Annotated in this window: 22 protein-coding genes; all 22 read left to right on the top strand. The window is 43.6% G+C overall.

What is annotated here, in order from left to right; genetic code table 11:
• Window positions 1-30 precede the first annotated feature (30 nt).
• Complete coding sequence (locus BJR36_RS09040) at window positions 31-1,611, top strand: hypothetical protein (RefSeq protein WP_091233063.1); 1,581 nt, start codon at window positions 31-33, stop codon at window positions 1,609-1,611.
• A gap of 361 nt (window positions 1,612-1,972) precedes the next feature.
• Window positions 1,973-2,515, top strand: a complete 543-nt coding sequence (locus BJR36_RS20050; RefSeq protein ID WP_139133533.1) for a hypothetical protein — start codon at window positions 1,973-1,975, stop codon at window positions 2,513-2,515.
• Between the two features lie 26 nt (window positions 2,516-2,541).
• Window positions 2,542-3,045, top strand: coding sequence for a GreA/GreB family elongation factor (locus tag BJR36_RS09050; RefSeq protein WP_091233068.1), 504 nt, complete (start codon window positions 2,542-2,544; stop codon window positions 3,043-3,045).
• Between the two features lie 235 nt (window positions 3,046-3,280).
• Complete coding sequence (gene pdxS, locus BJR36_RS09055; RefSeq protein ID WP_091233071.1) at window positions 3,281-4,156, top strand: pyridoxal 5'-phosphate synthase lyase subunit PdxS; 876 nt, start codon at window positions 3,281-3,283, stop codon at window positions 4,154-4,156.
• 3 nt (window positions 4,157-4,159) lie between these two features.
• Window positions 4,160-4,735, top strand: coding sequence for a pyridoxal 5'-phosphate synthase glutaminase subunit PdxT (gene pdxT / locus BJR36_RS09060; protein ID WP_091233075.1), 576 nt, complete (start codon window positions 4,160-4,162; stop codon window positions 4,733-4,735).
• Between the two features lie 574 nt (window positions 4,736-5,309).
• A complete protein-coding gene (locus tag BJR36_RS20280; protein ID WP_169823645.1) occupies window positions 5,310-5,480 on the top strand; it encodes a hypothetical protein in 171 nt (56 codons plus the stop codon).
• Window positions 5,481-5,534: 54 nt separating this feature from the next.
• Window positions 5,535-5,867, top strand: coding sequence for a DUF3784 domain-containing protein (locus BJR36_RS09065; protein WP_091233078.1), 333 nt, complete (start codon window positions 5,535-5,537; stop codon window positions 5,865-5,867).
• Window positions 5,868-6,067: 200 nt separating this feature from the next.
• Complete coding sequence (locus BJR36_RS09070) at window positions 6,068-7,066, top strand: DUF4003 family protein (protein WP_091233295.1); 999 nt, start codon at window positions 6,068-6,070, stop codon at window positions 7,064-7,066.
• 238 nt (window positions 7,067-7,304) lie between these two features.
• Entirely contained in the window at window positions 7,305-8,813 is a 1,509-nt protein-coding gene (locus BJR36_RS09075) for a DUF4153 domain-containing protein (protein WP_169823646.1), read from the top strand.
• A 64-nt stretch (window positions 8,814-8,877) separates the two neighbouring features.
• Window positions 8,878-9,357 carry a DUF2975 domain-containing protein gene (locus BJR36_RS09080; RefSeq protein WP_091233084.1) on the top strand — a complete coding sequence of 160 codons (480 nt, stop codon included), beginning with the start codon at window positions 8,878-8,880 and terminating at the stop codon, window positions 9,355-9,357.
• Between the two features lie 9 nt (window positions 9,358-9,366).
• Window positions 9,367-9,576 (top strand): helix-turn-helix domain-containing protein, encoded by a 210-nt coding sequence (locus BJR36_RS09085; RefSeq protein ID WP_091233087.1) that lies wholly within the window; start codon window positions 9,367-9,369, stop codon window positions 9,574-9,576.
• A gap of 96 nt (window positions 9,577-9,672) precedes the next feature.
• The gene (locus BJR36_RS09090; protein ID WP_091233090.1) at window positions 9,673-10,530 is read left to right on the top strand and encodes an alpha/beta hydrolase; all 858 of its coding nucleotides are present in this window, start codon (window positions 9,673-9,675) and stop codon (window positions 10,528-10,530) included.
• Between the two features lie 29 nt (window positions 10,531-10,559).
• On the top strand, window positions 10,560-12,413 hold the full coding sequence (gene recQ / locus BJR36_RS09095) for a DNA helicase RecQ (protein ID WP_091233091.1): 1,854 nt from the start codon (window positions 10,560-10,562) through the stop codon (window positions 12,411-12,413).
• 367 nt (window positions 12,414-12,780) lie between these two features.
• Complete coding sequence (locus BJR36_RS09100; RefSeq protein ID WP_091233094.1) at window positions 12,781-13,983, top strand: cation:proton antiporter; 1,203 nt, start codon at window positions 12,781-12,783, stop codon at window positions 13,981-13,983.
• Window positions 13,984-14,487: 504 nt separating this feature from the next.
• A complete protein-coding gene (locus BJR36_RS09105; RefSeq protein ID WP_091233096.1) occupies window positions 14,488-14,952 on the top strand; it encodes a hypothetical protein in 465 nt (154 codons plus the stop codon).
• Window positions 14,953-15,041: 89 nt separating this feature from the next.
• Window positions 15,042-15,707, top strand: coding sequence for a F0F1 ATP synthase subunit A (locus BJR36_RS09110; protein WP_091233296.1), 666 nt, complete (start codon window positions 15,042-15,044; stop codon window positions 15,705-15,707).
• Window positions 15,708-15,790: 83 nt separating this feature from the next.
• Window positions 15,791-16,015 (top strand): ATP synthase F0 subunit C, encoded by a 225-nt coding sequence (gene atpE / locus BJR36_RS09115; RefSeq protein WP_091233098.1) that lies wholly within the window; start codon window positions 15,791-15,793, stop codon window positions 16,013-16,015.
• Between the two features lie 57 nt (window positions 16,016-16,072).
• On the top strand, window positions 16,073-16,297 hold the full coding sequence (gene atpE / locus BJR36_RS09120) for an ATP synthase F0 subunit C (RefSeq protein ID WP_091233098.1): 225 nt from the start codon (window positions 16,073-16,075) through the stop codon (window positions 16,295-16,297).
• Window positions 16,298-16,323: 26 nt separating this feature from the next.
• Window positions 16,324-16,812, top strand: coding sequence for a F0F1 ATP synthase subunit B (gene atpF, locus BJR36_RS09125; RefSeq protein WP_091233101.1), 489 nt, complete (start codon window positions 16,324-16,326; stop codon window positions 16,810-16,812).
• A complete protein-coding gene (gene atpH, locus BJR36_RS09130; RefSeq protein ID WP_091233104.1) occupies window positions 16,809-17,312 on the top strand; it encodes an ATP synthase F1 subunit delta in 504 nt (167 codons plus the stop codon). Before atpF ends, atpH begins: the two co-directional genes overlap by 4 nt.
• On the top strand, window positions 17,309-18,817 hold the full coding sequence (atpA, locus tag BJR36_RS09135; RefSeq protein ID WP_091233107.1) for a F0F1 ATP synthase subunit alpha: 1,509 nt from the start codon (window positions 17,309-17,311) through the stop codon (window positions 18,815-18,817). The genes atpH and atpA overlap by 4 nt, the downstream gene beginning before the upstream one ends.
• Before the next feature lie 8 nt (window positions 18,818-18,825).
• Entirely contained in the window at window positions 18,826-19,701 is an 876-nt protein-coding gene (atpG, locus tag BJR36_RS09140) for an ATP synthase F1 subunit gamma (protein ID WP_091233109.1), read from the top strand.
• The last annotated feature ends 38 nt before the right edge of the window (window positions 19,702-19,739 follow it).

Here is a 19,739-nt window from a genome sequence, read left to right on the forward strand (position 1 = left end):
GTGTAAAAACACCAGAAAAAGGAGATTGAAATGAAAAAAATAAAACGAACAATTTTCGCAGGCATCGCGACCTGCATCATGGCAGCAATTATATATTACATATTTCTGCCTGCCATCAATATCAGAAGCACCGATTTTTGGGTATATGCAATTGTGCTGGTTGTCATCTTTATCGGAAACAGGGTAATCATGAGCATTGGTGAAGATGGAGACGGCGCGCCGCCAAGCTTCCGGTTTGCCTGTATTGCGTTGGGGATACTGCTTGTAATTTTCATAGGGGCTGTGATCGGAGGCAGCGCCATGTTTAACGCAGACAACTATGCGTCGCAGCTTGTCATGAGCGAAGGCGACTTCGCAACGGATTTTCCGGAAGAGGAGAATGTTGCAGATGTGGCGCTTATGGATACTGCATCTGCCAGAATCATAGGAGGAAGGACTCTCGGGACGTTATCCGACCTTGTATCACAGTTCAAGGTATCAGAAAGCTACACGCAGATCAACTATAAGGGGGCTCCGATGAAGATTGCACCGCTGAACTATGCAGGCTTCTTCAAATACATGAAGAATGACGGGATTCCCGGCTATACGCTGGTTGACCCGGTTGCAAATACGGCGGAGTTCGTACGGCTGGACGAGAAAATCCAGTACAGCAAGTCTGCATTCTTCGGGAAAGACCTTTACCGTAAGCTCACATTTGACAACCCGACGGCAATTTTAGGTACGGTACGCTTTGAAATCGACGAATCCGGAAAGCCATATTGGACCTGCCCGACGCTGAAGCCCAATGCCGGACTGTTTGGCGCTAAGACCATTAAGTCTGTCATTATTATGGATGCGGTCACTGGGGAGAGCAGGGAGTATGAAATAAACGAAGTCCCTGTGTGGGTCGACTATGTATATTCCGGTGAACGGATTTCGGAAATCTATAACTGGTATGGCCGTTACCATCTTGGATTCTTCAATTTCAGCCAGGAAGGCTGCACGGCTACTACCGACGACTACGGCTACAAGACAATCGGAGAAGACGTCTACGTGATAACCGGCACCACATCTCTTACTGCCGAAGACGAATCGAACATCGGCTTCATCATGACAAACTGCAGGACCGGTGAATGCAGGTATTATCCGGTGTCCGGAGCAGAAGAATATTCGGCCATGTCCGCAGCGCAAGGCGAGGTGCAGCAGTACAAGTACAAGGCATCCTTCCCGTCTCTGATTAATGTTGGAGGAAGTCCGACATATCTCATGGTGCTGAAGGACTCCAATCATATTGTGAAGCTCTATGCCATGGTAAATGTGGAGAACTACAATATCGTGGTAACAGGAAAGACACAGGCAGATGCGCTGTCTGAATACAGGAAAGTTATGGCAAAAACTTCACCTATGGCATCGGCGGCAGAGGAAATCGTCACGGCAACAATTACAATTGCCTCCCTGGATTTTATAACCGTGGATGGCGAGACATTCTGTTATATCAAGGATGGAATGAATTGTTACAAGATTGCATTTGAGGAGAAGCTGATGCTTTTGGATGCCGGAGAGCAGGCAACTGTAGAGTATATGGAACTTGAGGATATTACGGAACTGATATCGTTAGTGGTCAATCCTTAGTTAATGCGAGCTGTTTTTTGTAAGTATAAGAGATCAGGATTCTGTAACGGTTCAACTTTTATTTCTAATAATGATGGCTGCAGACAGGTACTGCCTCCTAATAACTTAATCAAACAAGTGACGATAAGGTTATTAGGAGGCAATTTTAGCAGATTGCGAATATCCGTTTTAACAACATACACGCCAATATCATCTTTGAAAACAGGAGTTAACCAACATATTGTGATTGTGCACAAAAAATGCGGCTAATATATAGGGATAATTTAAAGAAATATTATAATGATTAAAAAAATAGCTTACAAAAGCAATGATTTTCTGATAATATGATATCAGGGTATAAAAGTATGTGTTTCATGTAAGCATGAAAAATATGACTTTGGGTCCAACAAAACATATTAATCTGGTACTGAAAAACTACCAGACTGGTTTAGAAAGAAGCAAACTACACAAAGGGCAAGTTAAGGAAGCCGTTTCGTTCAGAAGAGTGGGACGACTTTTTTGTGTTTTGTGGACTTGCATACAAGGAGGAGAAAAGGAAAATTTTGTTTTCACGAAAGGAGCAGGTATGGAATCGCTTATAAATGAATATGTTGAACATAAAAAATATGGCAGGGGAATCGTTACAGGAGGAGAATCAGGGAAAATTGAAGTGGAATTCAAGAATGGTGTAGAAAAGAAGCAATTTCTGTTTCCGGATTCATTTGATGGTTTTCTGATATTGGATAATGAGGTGTTAGAGGCAGAATGTCTTTTGATGGTACAGGAAAAGAAGCAGGTTTTAGCGAAAGAAGCAGAAGAAAAAAGATTGGAATATAAACGGCTCAAGGAAGAGAGACGTAAAGAAAAGACAAAATCAGTAAAAAAGAAGAAAAGCACAACGAAGAGCGTTGTTCTGAATAGTTAATTGGAATCAATCGGAGAAAAATAAAAATGTATGATAAAATAACGGAAAAAGATATCAAGAGAATGGAAGAAGAGATTCAGCACCGTAAGCATGTGGTCAGAAAAGAAGCAATCAGGGACGTCCAGGAAGCAAGGGCTCATGGGGACCTGAGCGAGAACTTTGAATATAAGGCAGCGAAACAGTTCAAGAACCAGAATGACAGCAGGATCAGATATCTGGAGAAGATGATAAAGACCGCCAGAATCATACCGGAAGATTCCAAAGAGGATGAAGTTGGATTGAATAATCTGGTGACGATCTACGTGCCTGAAGATGATGAGGAAGAGACCTACAAGATTGTGACGACAGTCCGGGTGAATTCGACGAAAGGATTAATCAGCATCAATTCGCCCCTTGGAAAGGTTTTGATGCACCATAAAGTCAGCGACAAGGTAACTGTTAGGATAAATGACAACTATGGGTATGATGTCGTTATCAGGAAGATAGAGAATCTTGAGGATGATGGGACCGACGCGCTGACGAGGTTTTAACCAGGGTTTTCATGAAAATGGGCAGGGATTCAGAAATGAATGCCTGCTGTTTTGTTGTCTTAATAAACTGGTATGGTCAAAAAGTTATAAACTGGTTATTTTAATAATGCCAATATCATTTATAATGTTTTTAGGATTGTGGAAGCACAAAGTGCGGAACAATCCGTCGGTATCAGTGGTCAAAGTACCTTTTAACCACGACGTCATAACATAAAAACGAGGGAGAGTATTTAAAATGATTAATGAAAGATATGATTTGAACAGAGGACTTGCGCAGATGCTGAAGGGCGGAGTAATCATGGATGTAACCAATCCGGAGCAGGCGAGGATTGCCCAGGAGGCAGGTGCCTGTGCGGTTATGGCTCTTGAAAGAATTCCGGCAGACATAAGAGCAGCAGGAGGGGTTTCGAGAATGAGCGATCCTAAGATGATCAGGGGCATCCAGGAGGCGGTATCGATTCCGGTAATGGCAAAATGCCGCATCGGCCATTTTGTTGAGGCACAGCTGCTTGAAGCCATTGAAATCGACTATATAGATGAAAGCGAAGTCCTTTCACCAGCTGATGACGTTTACCATATCGACAAGAGGAACTTTAAAGTGCCTTTCGTCTGCGGGGCGAAGGATCTTGGAGAAGCCCTTAGGAGGATCAATGAAGGCGCATCCATGATCAGGACCAAGGGAGAACCTGGAACAGGAGATATCGTACAGGCGGTCCGCCATATGAGGATGATGAAGCGTGAAATGGCAAGAATCTCCTCCATGATGGAGAATGAGCTTTACCAGGCTGCAAAGGAACTCCAGGTTCCTTATGAACTTGTCCGTTATGTACATGAAAACGGAAAGCTTCCGGTTGTAAATTTTGCAGCAGGCGGAGTGGCTACACCTGCTGATGCGGCGCTTATGATGCAGCTTGGCGCAGAGGGCGTTTTCGTGGGCTCGGGAATCTTCAAATCAGGAAATCCGGTCAAGAGAGCAGCGGCTATCGTAAAGGCAGTTACAAATTACAATGATGCAAAAATGATTGCAGAACTTTCAGAAGATCTCGGTGAAGCAATGGTAGGAATCAATGAACAGGAAATCGAACTTCTGATGGCCGAAAGAGGGAAATAAGCAATGAAGATAGCGGTACTGGCAGTGCAGGGAGCATTCGCCGAACATGAACAGATGTTAGAAGAACTTGGAGTGGAGCATTTTGAGATACGCAGGAAGGAGGATCTGGACCGTAATTTTGACGGCCTGATCCTTCCGGGCGGCGAAAGCACGGTACAGGGAAAGCTTTTGAAGGAGCTGGACCTGTATGAGGAATTGAAGAAACGGATAGAAGGCGGACTGCCGGTATTCGGAACCTGTGCCGGCCTCATTCTTCTGGCCGGGGAACTGTCAAATGACACCGGCGTCGGCTTTGGTACGCTGCCGGTTGTGGTAAGGAGAAATGCCTATGGCCGTCAGCTTGGAAGTTTTACGGTCGAAGAGGAAGTCAGAGGAGTCGGGAAGATTCCCATGGTCTTTATACGGGCGCCTTATATAGAAGAGGCTTTTGAAGGAGCCGAGGTGATTGCGGCGACAGGCGGAAATATTGTAGGCGTGCGCTGCGGGAACCAGGTTGGAATTTCATTCCATCCGGAGGTTACAGGCAATACGGATATGCACAGGTATTTTGTGGAGATGGTCAGGGAGAGTATTTCATAGATAGAAATTCATAGATAAAAATTCAATGCAATCAGGGCGGCTGGGAACCGCCCTTTTTTTAATTTACAGGAAATTTCTCGAATTTCCTGTAAATTAAAAACTCTTCGCGAGGAGGCGCATGACGCGCAAGAAGAATATGTCACAGAAGCGACTGCGCGTCAGCGCGAGAGTTTCGAATGCGAAACTCTTTGTTATTTTATGAGATGCAATTTCTGAGGGGATAAAAAGTTTACGGAGCAATATTTTATAAGAATGCATATCTTAAGGAACAAGTTAAAAAGTTGGAGGTTGATAAATAAACAAATGTTGGATATTTCCAATATCTGTATTATAATGTAACTGTTCAGAACCCCAGTCTCGCGAAGTGTTTTTATGCTGAGTTTGCATAAAAACCTGAGACATGCGTGCGCCAAATTGCTGATTTTGCAATTTGTGTGAATCATTTGTGACTATGAAGGACGTAGTCTTAAATAGTTACATTATAATTAGACTTAGCCTTAATTGTTAGAAAGCGCGTCATGAAATTAGGGGAATATTTAGATGGATAGAAACGAAAGGATTAGGAGAAAATCATATGGATAAAAATATCACTCAAAAACTCTGGCTCTTTGCTGCTGTTTGTTTTATGATAGCAGGAATAGCAGGGAGAAACACAGTGTTTATAGTATTAGGATTTGCATACATTGGTATTGCTCTTTCGATTACAAAAAGGAAAACCAAACATAAAGATGATGAAGAAAAGTAAGATAAGAAATAGGATCTTATGAGAACAACTTTATGTTTTGCAGGAGGTGTCGTTATGAATGGACCAATATGGCTTGGATGGATAATAGTCATCCTATTTGCAGTGATGTCTATTTTAATACTTAGTGGAAAGGGTAATTTTCTTATAGCGGGATATAACACTGCAAGCAAAGAAGAAAAAGAAAAATACAATATAAAACGATTAAATCATATAGTTGGAGGGGGACTCAGTCTTATAACAATATTATTAGCCGTTTTAATATGTTTTGAGGGTGAATTGCCCAAATACTTGCAGTGGTTATTCCCTGGGGGATATTTAACGATAATAGCCTTAATTCTAATTCTGTCAAATACTATAGGTAAGAAAAAACAGGTATCTATAAGTTGACTCGTAATGTTTCCCGAATGCGAATTAAGAGAGATCATATAGCTTCCCATAAAAATGGATATAATTCAAATACTATTCAACAAAAATACAAGTATTTAAGAAAGGAGAACGTAGCAGAAAGTATAAAGTGTCAACCATGTGAGAAAAGCTTATTTCTCAATGTTTTCAGGCATATTATACAGCCTGCTGCTAAAAAAATTATGAAAGATTCATTAAAACAAAGATGCGAACTGCTTGTGAAGAACAGGGAAATCATGAAAGAGGGTTTTACCTGGGAAAATTCTATGATTTTCCCACTTTGCGCAGCTATATATGCGGGGCGGAACATGGTCATCGATCCGTCCCGGATTAAGATGTGCAAGGAGATCATCAAGCAGAAAACAGGATTCTTTTCGGAATTCAGGGGAACAGCTAATCTTGTGCTGGCTGCTATGCTGGCCATGGAAGCGGATTCGGAGAGCAGGTTTGAATCAGCCCAGTATGCATACGAGGTTTTGAAAAAGGAATTCCATGCATCGCCATACCTTCCGCTTTCGGCATATATGGCAGCGGGAATGGCAGGAGCCAATGACTTTCCAGGGATTGCAGTGAAGGCAAAGAGACTTTATGAAAAAATGAAGAAGGAACATCCTTTTCTTACATCCAGCGAGGATACAGGATTTGCAGTGCTGTTTGCTCTGAACAGCCTTTCTGTTGAAACAGGGATCATGGAAATCGAAAAGTGCTACCAGATGTTAAGGCAGGAGTTCAGCGCAGGCAATGCCCTGCAGGCGCTTAGCCATGTGCTTGCCCTTGGGGAAGAGGATGCAGCTGCCAAATGCCAAAGAACGATTGCGCTATACCGGAAACTGAAGGAAAGGGGTTGTAAATACGGCACTGGAATGGAGCTTGCGACACTGGGCGTGCTTGCCCTTTCAGGAGACGGTACGGAGCAGGTGACAGAGGAAATGGTAACGGACATAGCTGCGGCAGACGAATATTTCCATCAGAATAAGGGATTCGGTGCCTTTGGAATAGGAAGAGCTCAGAGAATCATGTACGCATCTATTATGGTCAGCGGGGAATTTACAGGGCAGGACGCAGGCGGCACCATGAACATAACGGCAGTGAACAGTATCACGAGCATTATCATTGCAGAGCAGGCAGCAATCGCAGCGGCGGTGATCGCGAGTACAGCGGCTGCCAGTTCGGGAGACTGATATGCATTAGACTCCGGTAGCTGCATCTGGGGTCCAAAAGTGACGTTTCGTTTTAAAATATTCAGTTGTCGTTTACAAATATGGCATCTCGGATTACAAAGTGGCATCTCGTGCTACTATTAACCAAATATTAATCACATTCATCGCATATACAATATTTATTTATTGTAAAACAATAAATAAATATTGACATGCGAAATATATGGTATATAATAGTAAAAAAAAGGAGGTGCTTTTTATGGAACAGTATGAAACAACTAAAACTGATATTGAAAGAAAGCAAGATACGCTGGAAAGCGCTCGGAGTCTGAAAGAGAACTCGCCAATGAGGACTTTGATGAGGGATCAATTTGGCATATTCGGAGGAGCCAGCTTACTATATGCTGTCTTTTTCACACTCTGCCTGTACCGGAACGGAGCGGGAATCACTGCCCCCTTCTTTACGGCAGGAACGTTGGTCTATTTCGTATTTTGTATGAAAAAACTGGAAGTGGGGCTGAAGAAAACAGCAGGCTTCTATTTTGCCGGTATTATTCTGCTTGGAATATCCATGTTTATGACAGACAATGAAACCATCATCATAATGAATTATATGGGGATGCTTGTACTGATCTGCGTTTTTCTGGTCGTTCATTTCTATGAGGAAAAAGGATGGGGACTTGCAAAGTATATTGAAAGAGTGGCGGCCGTGCTGGCAGGAGCTGCCTGGAACGCTCCGAAGGCATTTCCGGATTTCAACAGATACAGGAAGAATCGCAAGCTGAAAATGAATGACAAGGCAGAAGCTGTAGTGATCGGGTTGTCGATATCTGTTCCGCTGCTTCTCCTGGTTATAAATCTTCTGGCTTCAGCAGATGCCGTGTTCAATAAGCTTTTTGGGAAATTATTTGAGCATCTGGTTCTTCCGTCAAATATTATGGGGCCTGTTATCATGATGCTGGTGATGTTTTTTGTTTCCTATGGGATGATTGCCGGAATGGCAAAAGCGGATGCTGGCGGACCGGAAAAGAACAGGCGCATTATGGAGCCTGTTATAGCAATCACCGTTACGATGCTTCTTGCGGCTGTATACCTGGTGTTTTCAGTGATCCAGATCTTGTACCTCTTTATCGGGAAAATGACTCTTATTGAGGGCTACACATATGCAAGCTATGCAAGGGAAGGATTTTTTCAGCTCCTGTTTGTATGTGTGATCAATCTCGCAGTGGTAACGGCATGTCTTTCCTATTTCAGGAAGAATAAGGTTCTCACAGGAATCCTGACAGTAATTTCAATCTGTACCTATATCATGACCGCTTCAAGCGCGTTCAGGATGATCTTATATATCCGGACCTACAATCTGACATCTCTGAGGATTCTGGTGTTATGGGCCCTTTTGGTGATCGCGCTCATTATGGCGGGCCTGATGGCAGGAATATATAAAGACGGTTTTCCGTTATTTCATTATTGTACCGTCGTTGTTACGATTCTTTATATATGCCTGGCTTTCAGCCGTCCCGATTACTGGATTGCAGAATATAACCTGAACAGAAGCCAGGCGGAGCCAGACATAAGCTATATTGCGGAACTGTCTGCCGATGCGGCACCAGCTGTCGCTGTATATATGGAAGCGCACAGCGAAGATATGGCTGAACCTGACAGGCAGATTATCATGGTGTATTTTGACAGTATTAAAAAGAGGACTGAAAATACGGGAATCCGGAATTTCAATATGTCGCTTCATAAAGCGGTATCGTTCGTGAATTAAGAAAGCGGCTCAGCAGTTCCGGCTGAAAACTGCAATATAGAATCTAAAAACTGGAGGAAGATTTATGAATCAAATGAGCTTGGCGAAATGGCTTAAAGTAATTACGATTGGAGTTGGAGTCTGCGGGCTGATTTTCTATTTTGGAATCGTGCCATATCTCGGAAGCGGTCTGGCAGAGCAGAATCCTGAACTGGCCCATGCATTCTGGCCCTGGATGGTTTTCATCTGGCTGACCGGAGTCATCTGTTATATTGCACTGTTTGATTTCTGGCAGATCTGCTGTGAAATCGGGGCTGACAATTCCTTTTCGGAAAAGAATGCCCTTAAACTGAAGAGGATAAGCCAGCTGGCAGCAGGAGATTCAGCCCTGTTTTTTGCGGGGAATATCCTGTTCCTGTTGCTGGATATGAACCACCCGGGAATCGTGCTCCTGTCCCTGCTGTTGGTTTTTGCCGGCATTGCGGTTGCGATTTTATCAGCTGCACTGTCTCATCTGGTGCTGAAAGCATGCGATATCCAGGACGAAAATAATTTGACGATTTGAGGTGCTGTTATGGCGATAGTAGTAAATATAGATGTGATGCTGGCAAAAAGGAAAATGAGTGTTACAGAACTGACCGAGCGCGTCGGGATTACGATGGCCAATGTTTCCATTTTGAAGAACGGAAAGGCAAAGGCTATTAAATTCTCTACGCTTGAAAAGATCTGCGAGGCTTTGGACTGCCAGCCGGGAGATATCCTGGAGTATGCGAAAGACAAGTAACTGTTCTGGCAACTGTTCAGAACCCGGAAGGACATAATCCTGAATAGTTACATGTTTTGAATAGTTGCAGAGATCAGCAGGAAAGGACGAAACAATATGAATGTCAGGTTTTACGGGAGCGGGCCATACAGTGTCGTAGTGGTCCACGGGGGCCCTGGAGCCCCAGGAACAATGGCAGGCCTTGCAGGGATGCTGTCGTCGCAATGCGGAGTCATGGAGCCCCTTCAGACACGTCTTACGATAGAAGGCCTCATGGAAGAACTGCGTGAGCAGATCCATGCATCCTGCAAGGAACCGGTGATATTGATCGGCCATTCCTGGGGAGCGTGGCTGTCCGGGCTTTTTGCACAGAAATATCCTGAATCCGTGGGCAGGCTGATACTGGTGGGATGTGGTCCTCTTCAGCCTCATTACGCAGGCGAGATCGGCATCAGGAGGAAACGGAATCTGACAGAGGAAGAGGGCAGGGAATTTGAGATGCTCATCAGGGAGCTTGATGAGGGAACAGATGCGGGAACAGATGCGGGAACAGATGCGGGAACAGATGCGGGAACAGATGTGGGAAGAGATGCGGAGAAAGACAGAAAACTGGCTCGGCTGGGTCATCTTGCTGAAAAGTCTGATTATTTCTGCAGGATAAGAATGGAAGAAGCGGAGCAGAATGCTCTGAAACCGGATGCAGAGATGCATACGAAGATCTGGGGCCAGGCCTCGAAATTGAGGGCGGGCGGAGAACTGCTGGATAAATTTGCAGGCATCACCTGCCCTGTGGTCATCATACATGGAAGGAATGACAGCCATCCGGTTGAGGGGGTCCTGGAACCCATGAAGATGCGTGGCATGAAGCCTAAGGCATACGTTCTTGAGAAGTGCGGCCATACGCCATGGGAAGAAAAATATGCAAAAGAAGAGTTTTATGATATCCTGTTACAGGAAATAACAGTGAAAAAATAACAGTCTGCAGACATCAGGGAGAAATGTACATGCAATATAATAAGAATAAAAAGTTTCAGATTTTAAAACAATATTTCGGATATGACACCTTCAGGGATGGACAGGAGAACATCATAGACGAAATCATGTCAGGGCGCGATGCCTTTGCAATCATGCCGACAGGAGCCGGGAAATCCATATGCTATCAGGTGCCGGCGCTGATGATGGACGGTATAACCCTCATCATATCGCCCCTGATCTCGCTTATGAAGGACCAGGTATCTGCCCTGAACCAGGCGGGAGTCATGGCGGCATTCCTGAACAGCTCGCTGACCCAGGGACAGTACCTGAAGGCCCTGGATTTTGCCCGGGCAGGAAAATACAAGATGATCTACGTGGCACCGGAAAGGCTGCTGACAGATTCTTTCCTATCGTTTGCCATGAATGCCAATATCTCATTTGTCGGAGTCGACGAGGTACACTGCGTTTCGCAGTGGGGTCAGGATTTCAGACCGAGCTACCTGAAAATCACCGAATTTATAGAAATGCTGCCAAAGCGTCCGGTAGTGGGAGCCTTTACGGCAACTGCGACCGAAGTCGTCAAGCAGGATGTAATCAAAATACTTCGGTTGAGGAACCCCCTGGTCATGACGACGGGATTTGACAGGGAAAATCTCCGCTTTTCTGTAAGCACGCCAGGAGATAAATATGCGGCGACGAAGGAGTATATCAAAAGCCACGGCAGCGAAAGCGGCATCGTCTACTGCATTACGAGAAAACTAGTGGAAGAGGTCAGCGGGAAGCTCGAGAAGGATGGCTTTTCCGTGACCAGGTATCATGCCGGCCTCAGCGATGCGGAGCGCAGGAAGAACCAGGAGGATTTCATCTATGACAACAGGCAGATCATGGTGGCGACGAATGCCTTCGGAATGGGCATCGACAAGTCGAATGTCAGGTACGTGATCCATTACAATATGCCAAAAAATATAGAAAGCTACTATCAGGAAGCCGGAAGAGGAGGCAGGGACGGCGAGCCGGCAGAATGCCTGCTTCTGTACGGCGGCCAGGACGTGGTCATGAACCAGTTCTTTATTGATAACAACAGTGACAATGAGGAAATGGATGCTGAAGGGCTTGAAGAGATCAAGGAGCGCGACAGGGAGCGTCTTAAGAAGATGACCTATTACTGTTTCACGAACGAATGCCTGAGGGATTACATTCTCAGGTATTTCGGCGAATACGGATCCAATTACTGCGGGAACTGCTCAAACTGCCTGACAAAGTTCGAAACCATGGATATCACGGAAACTGCCCGGAAGCTTATAGGCTGCGTGCAGGAAAGCAGGGAGCGTTACGGTGTTTCGGTAATCGTCGATACGGTCCATGGAAGCGCCGCTGCAAAGATCCTCCAGTACAGGATGAACCAGAACAGGTATTATGGATCTGTACAGGATATGAGCATACCGAGGCTCCGGCAGATCATGAATCACCTGCTGGTGAATGGATGGCTATATCAGACGAACGAGGAATACGCAATCGTCAAGCTGACGGAAAAATCCTTTGAGGTCCTTGAAGGCAGAGAGCAGGTCTTTATGAAACTTGCAAAAGAGCGGGAGAAGACTGCAAAGCCTGCGAAAACCGCCAAATCCGGCGGGAAGAAGGGAAATGTCGAAATCACGGCGAATCCGGAATTGTTCGAAGTCCTCAGAGGGCTCCGGACCCAGATCGCAAGAGAAGGGAAAATTCCACCCTATGTCGTGTTTACGGACAAGACACTTGCTGAAATGAGCGCACTAATGCCGGTAACAAAGGAAGAAATGCTGGATGTTTCGGGGGTTGCTGAGGCGAAATATCAGAAATACGGTGAGATATTCCTTGAGGCGATTGCGGAATATAAGAAATAGGGGCCATTGTCCTGAAATTCCGGAATCCTGATTATGTCTGAACATAGGAAAGTGACTGAGAAAAAGAAAAAAGAATTGGACTAAGAATGAAATGGTAAAAAAAGACGGGCCTGCTGATTGCCGCTATGGTAAAAGGCAGATGCATCGTCTTTTTTTACAAAAGAATATAGATGAAATTTACAATGATATAAAAATATCATGAAAATAATTAAAATTTCATAAAGAATTTTAAACATAATTCCTTGAAATGTGTTATAATGGATATGATTTTCGGCTAAAGTTCATGCCGGAAAGACATAATGATTGCCATTGATGTTTAATGGAAGTCAAAAAGTCTGCAGAAAATGAAAGTTAGGAGGTTTTTGTTTTGTCGTACAAATTTTTTCTTGATTTAGCAATCATACTATTAAGCACCAAGATTTTTGGTCTGTTTACCCGAAAGGTCCAGATGCCTCAGGTCGTAGGAGCACTTCTGGCAGGTGTTCTTCTTGGGCCCACTTTTCTGAACGTTTTGCAGGAAACGGAATTTATCAGTCAGATGGCTGAGCTGGGAGTCGTCATGCTTATGTTCACTGCCGGAATGGAGACTGATATTAAGGAACTGAAGAAAACAGGCAAGGCATCTTTAGTGATTGCAATAGCGGGAGTGTTGATTCCTCTTGGAGGCGGATTCCTGGCGGCGGCAATCTTTCATGATACACTGGGAAACATGACGCAGGCTGAACTGCTGGAAAATATCTTTATCGGCGTTATTCTGACAGCAACATCTGTCAGCATTACCGTAGAGACGCTTCGTGAAATGGGAAGATTAAAAAGTCCGGAAGGAACAGCAATTCTGGGAGCGGCAATCATTGACGATATTCTGGGCATTATTATCCTGACCGTGGTAATGTCATTCAAAGACAGCAGTGTAACGATAGGTGCAATTTTGATTAAAATCCTGCTCTTTTTCGCCTTTGCGATTATTTGTGCAGTTATTATGTATAAAGTTTTTGCGTATATGGGAAAACGTTACGGAAGAAGAAGAAGAATTCCAATTTATGGTCTTGTCTTCTGCCTGCTTCTTTCTTATATTGCAGAGCATTATTTTGGAATGGCGGATATAACAGGTGCTTACCTTGCAGGTATTATCATAGCGAACCTGAAGATCAATGAATATGTAGCTGAAAAAGTAGAGGTAGCCTCTTATATGCTGTTTTCCCCTGTTTTTTTTGCAAGCATAGGAATTAAGACATCAGTCGAATCGATGGATGGAAGAATTATCATTTTTACAATAGTACTGCTTGCAATCGCTATTTTGACGAAAATTGTCGGATGCGGTTTCGGTGCTAAGCTAATGAAGTTTTCAAATCCGGAAGCCCTGCGTATTGGGGTGGGAATGATTTCAAGAGGCGAGGTTGCCCTGATTGTGGCAAACAAGGGGGCTTCTGTAGGTCTGATCAGCGAGGAAATCTTCGCACCTGTTATTATTGTTGTAATTGTAACAACACTCATAACGCCGATTTTACTGAAAATGGTCTTTCCAAAGAAGTCAGACGCAGACGGGAAGCTGGTTCAGAATGAATTTTAATAAATTGAAGAGAAACTGTAAAATGTAAGTGATAGGACTTCCGACGGGGGAAAAGAAATTTGCCTGAGTCGGAAGTTTTTTAAATTTCAAAGGAACTTGATTGCTAAGTCTTAAGCATTCCTCCCCACGCAAAATACAATTCTAAAAGTGTGATAATATTCGGAATATTCGGCGTTTGAAATGGTGTTAACTGATAAATAGAGCATTAAATGAATAAATGTGATATAATTTATACGGTGTTAATATGTGATTTTGAGAAGGGATATAGTGCAGAGTTTTACATAAATATACTTATAAAATTGCACAATAGCCGGATTCTGTATACAAAAAAACAAGCAGTAATCTCTCCTGACCAGTAAGATTGTATGGATAAATATACAATAACTTTTCATTTTTGCCCTAAAAATGTTATATAATTAACAAAAGTTTTATTCATGCTAGACATTTGAAAAAAATGGGTTTAATATATGGAAATGAAATTGATATTAAAGGGAGGTAGCAGATATGAACACTGGATTTTACAGAACAGGCCGATATTTTTTACTGGTAACGACGGTTATGATCGTCATGAGCCTTCTGTTTTCGTACGCTGCTGCCGGCAACCTTTCAAATAGAATACGATATACTGAAATGAGCACCAAAACCTCTGTATATGGATCAGTATTATCTGACGCTGACAGAACTGATGCAGACAGTGAAGCCCAGAAGATTTATAATCCCAATTTACATATAGCAGACGACAGCGAGCATGACAAATCATACATGAAATATCTTAACAGGCATCTGAAAAGCGGTATGCTTTTTGAAGCCTTTGTTGTGTTTATAACATTTGCACTGCATAAGAAATTAAGAAATGATAAAAGAGAATTTTTCGAATATACCTCATTCAGGCATATTCTTGATTTAATGAATTACATACATAAAATGGATGGCGGTACGGAGAAATACTTCGTATGCTGTTCATTATAGCAGGGCGGCTAACGGAAATCCGCCCGGTTTATATTACAATTTAATAAAAAAGAAGGTGAAAAACATTGGAAGAGTTTGCAAGTGATTTGATGTCGCAGCTAGAAAGCAAGGTTTCTTTTGTCATACCCATATTCGGCGGAATACCCATCGCAACATCGGTCGTGATTACATGGGGCATCATGCTGTTTCTGGTGATCCTCGCAAAGGTGATGGTACGTGATCTGAAAATGGTGCCGACCGGAAAGCAGCTTTATCTGGAAGCTGCAGTCGGATGGATCAACAGCTTCGTAGCTGACATCCTGGGTGAAGAAGGCAGAAAGTATGCACCGTATCTTGGAACTGTGGCAATCTACATCGGAATTTCAAATGTCATGGGCGTTTTGGGAATTACACCTCCGACAAAGGACCTGAATGTAACAGCAGGGCTGGCAATCATGAGTATCATTCTTATTGAATACTCGGGAATCAGAAAAAAAGGAGCCAAAGGGTGGCTGAAAAGCTTTGCTGAACCGATGCCGCTTATAGCGCCGATCAATGTTCTGGAAATTTTTATCAGACCATTGTCTTTGTGTATGCGACTGTTCGGTAATGTTCTGGGTGCATTCGTTGTTATGGAATTGATCAAACTGATTGCACCGGCAATCATACCAGTAGTGTTCAGCTTGTATTTTGACATATTCGATGGACTGATCCAGACATATGTATTTGTATTCCTGACATTACTATTCATGAAAGAAAAAATGGAACACGAATAAGAGATTGGACAATTGATGTTGTTAAAAGAATCTGGAGACGTATTAACAATCGGATTGAAATCAGAAGATGGGAGATGTGGATTATGGAAGCATTAATAGCAGTAGGAGCAGGAATTGCGGTATTAACAGGAGCAGGAGCAGGTATCGGTATCGGTATCGCAACTTCAAAAGCAGCAGAGGCAATCGCAAGGCAGCCGGAAGCAAAGGGAGATATCAACAAGGCATTATTATTAGGTTGTGCACTGGCGGAAGCAACAGCGATCTACGGTTTCGTAATTGCGGTTTTGATTATTTTATTCCTTAAATAAGGTTACGGGATTACAACTAAAAAATTAATCTAAATTCAATTAAAAGGAGATATTACTATGGAAGCATTAATAGCAGTAGGAGCAGGAATTGCGGTATTAACAGGAGCAGGAGCAGGTATCGGTATCGGTATTGCAACTTCAAAGGCGGCAGAGGCAATCGCAAGACAGCCGGAAGCAAAGGGAGATATCAACAAGGCATTATTATTAGGCTGCGCACTGGCGGAAGCAACGGCTATTTACGGTTTCGTAATCGCTGTACTGATTATACTGTTCTTAAAATAATTTTAGAATTTTAGGAGGCAAGTCTGATGTTAAAATTAGATTGGTGGAATTTGGTATTAAACATGATCAATGTTCTTGTTTTATACCTGTTAATGAGAAAGTTTTTATTCGGCCCCGTTACTGAAATTATGGAAAAGAGAAAAAATGCAATCGAAGCTTCTTTGGCAGAGGCCGATGAAAAGAACAACGAAGCATTGAAACTGAAACAGGACTATGAAAAAGCTTTAGAAGATGCAGACGAAAAAGCCACAGCTATTGTAAAAGAAGCAAAGCAGAGGGCTTTGGGCGAGCATGACAAACAGATCAATGCAACACAGAAGGAAATTTCGGAAATGATGGAGAGTGCAAAAAAATCCATCGAACTGGAAAAACAGAAATCCATGCAGGATATCCAGCTGGAAATCGCAGGCGTTGCCATGGCTGCAGCGGCCAAGGTTATCAGGAAGAATGTGGATGACAGCACGAATAAAAAGATTATCGATGATTTCTTAGCGGAGGAAGGTGCCGGCAGATGACACAAGGTGCTATAAACTACGCAAAGGCTTTGTTTGATCTTGGAATCCAGGTGGATTGCGTGAAGGGCACAGAGGAGATTATCCGAAATAGCAGGGAAATAGCGGAGGCCCTTTCAAATCCGGCCGTAAAGAAGAAGGAAAAACATGCTGTGATAGATGCTGTCTTCGATGAACGGATAAGGAGTTTTCTGAAGGTTCTGTGCGATAACGAAGCGATGGGAATTGCAGGCGAAATATTTGATGCGTACAATGATATTTCGTTAAACAGTCAAAATATAATCAAGGTGACCATTACTTACATGACAAGGCCTGATGATGATCAGCTTGAAGAAATTAAAAAAATGGTTTGCAGAAAATTTAATAAATCAGGTGTTCTGCTTGAACTGAAAGAGGATCCCACATTGCTCGGCGGTTTTATTTTAACCGTAGGCAATACCGAGTATGATAAAAGCATACGGGGCGCTCTTGAAGGTCTGGGCAAAACGCTTGTACGGAGGTGACGTGCTTGAGCAGTATAAATCAGAATGAGATAATTTCTGTACTTAAAAGAGAAATAGAAGATTATGATAAAAAAACAACAGTCAGAGAGACTGGAACAGTAATCCGTATCAGCGATGGTATTGCAACCGTCTATGGAATGGAACAGGCTATGTACGGAGAACTCGTTGAATTCGAAAACGGATCCAGCGGCATCGTGCAGAATCTTGAACTGAAATCCATCGGCTGCGTATTGCTTGGAACGGATTATGGTATCACGGAAGGAACCAAAGTAGTCAGGACAGGAAAAAAGGCAAGCGTTCCTGTTGCGAATGCGCTGATTGGAAGGGTAGTAGACGCATTAGGAAGACCAATCGATGGGAACGGTCCTATCACTGCGGAAGATTATTTCCCGATTGAAAACGAAGCACCGGGCGTTGTAGAAAGAAAATCAGTTACAGTGCCTCTTCAGACAGGTATCCTTGCAATCGATTCCATGTTCCCTATCGGAAGGGGACAGCGAGAACTTATTATCGGGGATCGCCAGACGGGAAAGACCTCAATTGCGGTAGATGCAATACTGAACCAGAAAGGCCAGGATGTAATCTGCATCTATGTGGCTATCGGACAGAAAGCATCGACTGTTGCTAAGATCGTATCCACGCTTACAAAACATGGCGCTATGGACTATTCTGTAGTCGTCTCAGCATCCGCAAGCGATTTGGCACCGCTGCAGTATATCGCTCCTTATTCAGGTACGGCCATGGCCGAATTTTTCATGAATCAGGGAAAAGACGTACTGATTGTATATGATGACCTTTCAAAACATGCGGTAGCTTACAGGACAATGTCCCTGCTGCTCCAGAGGCCGCCTGGACGTGAAGCATACCCGGGAGACGTTTTCTATCTCCATTCAAGGCTGCTTGAACGTTCCTGCAGGCTTGACGAGGCATATGGCGGCGGTTCGATCACGGCGCTTCCGATTATTGAAACTCTCGCAGGGGATGTTTCGGCTTATATACCGACAAATGTCATATCGATAACGGATGGGCAGATATTCCTGGAAAGCGAACTATTCTTTGCCGGAATCCGTCCTGCGGTAAACGTTGGACTTTCCGTATCCCGTGTTGGCGGTGCGGCTCAGACCAAGGCAATGAAAAAAGCTTCAGGAAGCCTTCGTATCGACCTGGCACAGTTCAGGGAGATGGAAGTATTTACCCAGTTCAGTTCGGAACTCGACAAGACCACCAAGGATCTTCTCGATCACGGAAACAGGCTTGTTGAACTGTTGAAACAGCCGCTTTCCAAGCCGCTAAAACTCCATGAACAGGTCATTCTGCTGTGTGTTGCAAATGCGAAACTGCTCCTGGATGTGCCTGTTAAGGAAATCAGGACATTCAGAACTGATCTGATGGACTTCATTGAAAACAGACATCCGGAAATAGTGGAGGAAATCAACACGAAAAAAGCCCTGAATGATGAACTGATCAGCAGGATTACAGATGCAGCCATAGAATTTAAAAAGTAGGTGATAGCATGGCAAATATGAAAGAAATTCATTCACGAATGAAAAGCATCAAGGATATCATGAAGATTACCAATGCCATGTATCTGATATCATCTTCCAAACTGAAAAAAGCAAGGAAAAGTCTTCTTGCGACAGAACCCTATTTCGATAAGCTTCAGGAAACGATCAACGATATTCTGCTGGTTGCACCCCACATGCATCAGATTTATTTCGAGCGCAGGGAGGAATTAGAAAAGGCGGACAGGAAAAGAGGGTATCTGGTCATAACGGCGGACAAGGGACTTTGTGGTGCATATAATCACAATGTAATCAAGCTTGCCGAGGAAGAGATGGCAAAAGGAGATAACAATTTCCTTTTTGTGGTAGGCCAGGTAGGGCGCCAGTATTTCATGCGTAAAAATGTTGTGATTGACGTGGAATTTCTGTATACAGCCCAGAATCCGACAATGTATCGTGCTGGTGAAATGACGGATATCATACTGGAGATGTTTGAGAAACGTGAGCTGGATGATGTGTATGTAATATACAATGAGATGGTTTCACCGTTGAAGGCTGAAACTCAGATAAAAAAACTGCTGCCTCTTGAAAGGAAGAAGTTCGAGAGAAGGGCGGCAGGCATCCCGCATGCAGCTTTCTATCCATCAGCTGCCCAGGTTATGGACAATCTGGTTCCAAACTATGTCAGAGGCCTTATTTATGGCGTGCTGATTGAAGCTTTTTCAAGCGAACAGAATGCAAGGATGACAGCTATGGAAACGGCTACATCAAGTGCTAAAGATATGCTCCGGGAGCTGGATCTGCTGTACAACCGTGCGAGACAGGCGGCGATTACGCAGGAAATCACTGAGATTGCCAGCGGGGCAAAATGTGCACAAAAATCGTAATTATTAGCTGTATGACTGAACAGTCAGTAAAAATGTAA

The sequence above is a fragment of the Anaerobium acetethylicum genome (assembly GCF_900096945.1).
Lineage (GTDB): Bacteria > Bacillota > Clostridia > Lachnospirales > Lachnospiraceae > Anaerobium > Anaerobium acetethylicum.

What these genes read in the sequence shown, in the direction of transcription:
- BJR36_RS09050 (WP_091233068.1), top strand. Translation starts at nt 2,542, where the DNA reads ATGTATGATAAAATAACGGAAAAAGATATCAAGAGAATGGAAGAAGAG.
- BJR36_RS09110 (WP_091233296.1), top strand. Translation starts at nt 15,042, where the DNA reads ATGTCGCAGCTAGAAAGCAAGGTTTCTTTTGTCATACCCATATTCGGC.
- atpE (WP_091233098.1), top strand. Translation starts at nt 16,073, where the DNA reads ATGGAAGCATTAATAGCAGTAGGAGCAGGAATTGCGGTATTAACAGGA.
- BJR36_RS09105 (WP_091233096.1), top strand. Translation starts at nt 14,488, where the DNA reads ATGAACACTGGATTTTACAGAACAGGCCGATATTTTTTACTGGTAACG.
- BJR36_RS09070 (WP_091233295.1), top strand. Translation starts at nt 6,068, where the DNA reads ATGAAAGATTCATTAAAACAAAGATGCGAACTGCTTGTGAAGAACAGG.
- pdxS (WP_091233071.1), top strand. Translation starts at nt 3,281, where the DNA reads ATGATTAATGAAAGATATGATTTGAACAGAGGACTTGCGCAGATGCTG.
- BJR36_RS20050 (WP_139133533.1), top strand. Translation starts at nt 1,973, where the DNA reads ATGAAAAATATGACTTTGGGTCCAACAAAACATATTAATCTGGTACTG.
- BJR36_RS09080 (WP_091233084.1), top strand. Translation starts at nt 8,878, where the DNA reads ATGAATCAAATGAGCTTGGCGAAATGGCTTAAAGTAATTACGATTGGA.
- atpG (WP_091233109.1), top strand. Translation starts at nt 18,826, where the DNA reads ATGGCAAATATGAAAGAAATTCATTCACGAATGAAAAGCATCAAGGAT.
- BJR36_RS20280 (WP_169823645.1), top strand. Translation starts at nt 5,310, where the DNA reads ATGGATAAAAATATCACTCAAAAACTCTGGCTCTTTGCTGCTGTTTGT.
- atpE (WP_091233098.1), top strand. Translation starts at nt 15,791, where the DNA reads ATGGAAGCATTAATAGCAGTAGGAGCAGGAATTGCGGTATTAACAGGA.
- BJR36_RS09075 (WP_169823646.1), top strand. Translation starts at nt 7,305, where the DNA reads ATGGAACAGTATGAAACAACTAAAACTGATATTGAAAGAAAGCAAGAT.
- BJR36_RS09040 (WP_091233063.1), top strand. Translation starts at nt 31, where the DNA reads ATGAAAAAAATAAAACGAACAATTTTCGCAGGCATCGCGACCTGCATC.
- recQ (WP_091233091.1), top strand. Translation starts at nt 10,560, where the DNA reads ATGCAATATAATAAGAATAAAAAGTTTCAGATTTTAAAACAATATTTC.
- BJR36_RS09085 (WP_091233087.1), top strand. Translation starts at nt 9,367, where the DNA reads ATGGCGATAGTAGTAAATATAGATGTGATGCTGGCAAAAAGGAAAATG.
- BJR36_RS09065 (WP_091233078.1), top strand. Translation starts at nt 5,535, where the DNA reads ATGAATGGACCAATATGGCTTGGATGGATAATAGTCATCCTATTTGCA.
- BJR36_RS09090 (WP_091233090.1), top strand. Translation starts at nt 9,673, where the DNA reads ATGAATGTCAGGTTTTACGGGAGCGGGCCATACAGTGTCGTAGTGGTC.
- atpF (WP_091233101.1), top strand. Translation starts at nt 16,324, where the DNA reads ATGTTAAAATTAGATTGGTGGAATTTGGTATTAAACATGATCAATGTT.
- atpH (WP_091233104.1), top strand. Translation starts at nt 16,809, where the DNA reads ATGACACAAGGTGCTATAAACTACGCAAAGGCTTTGTTTGATCTTGGA.
- pdxT (WP_091233075.1), top strand. Translation starts at nt 4,160, where the DNA reads ATGAAGATAGCGGTACTGGCAGTGCAGGGAGCATTCGCCGAACATGAA.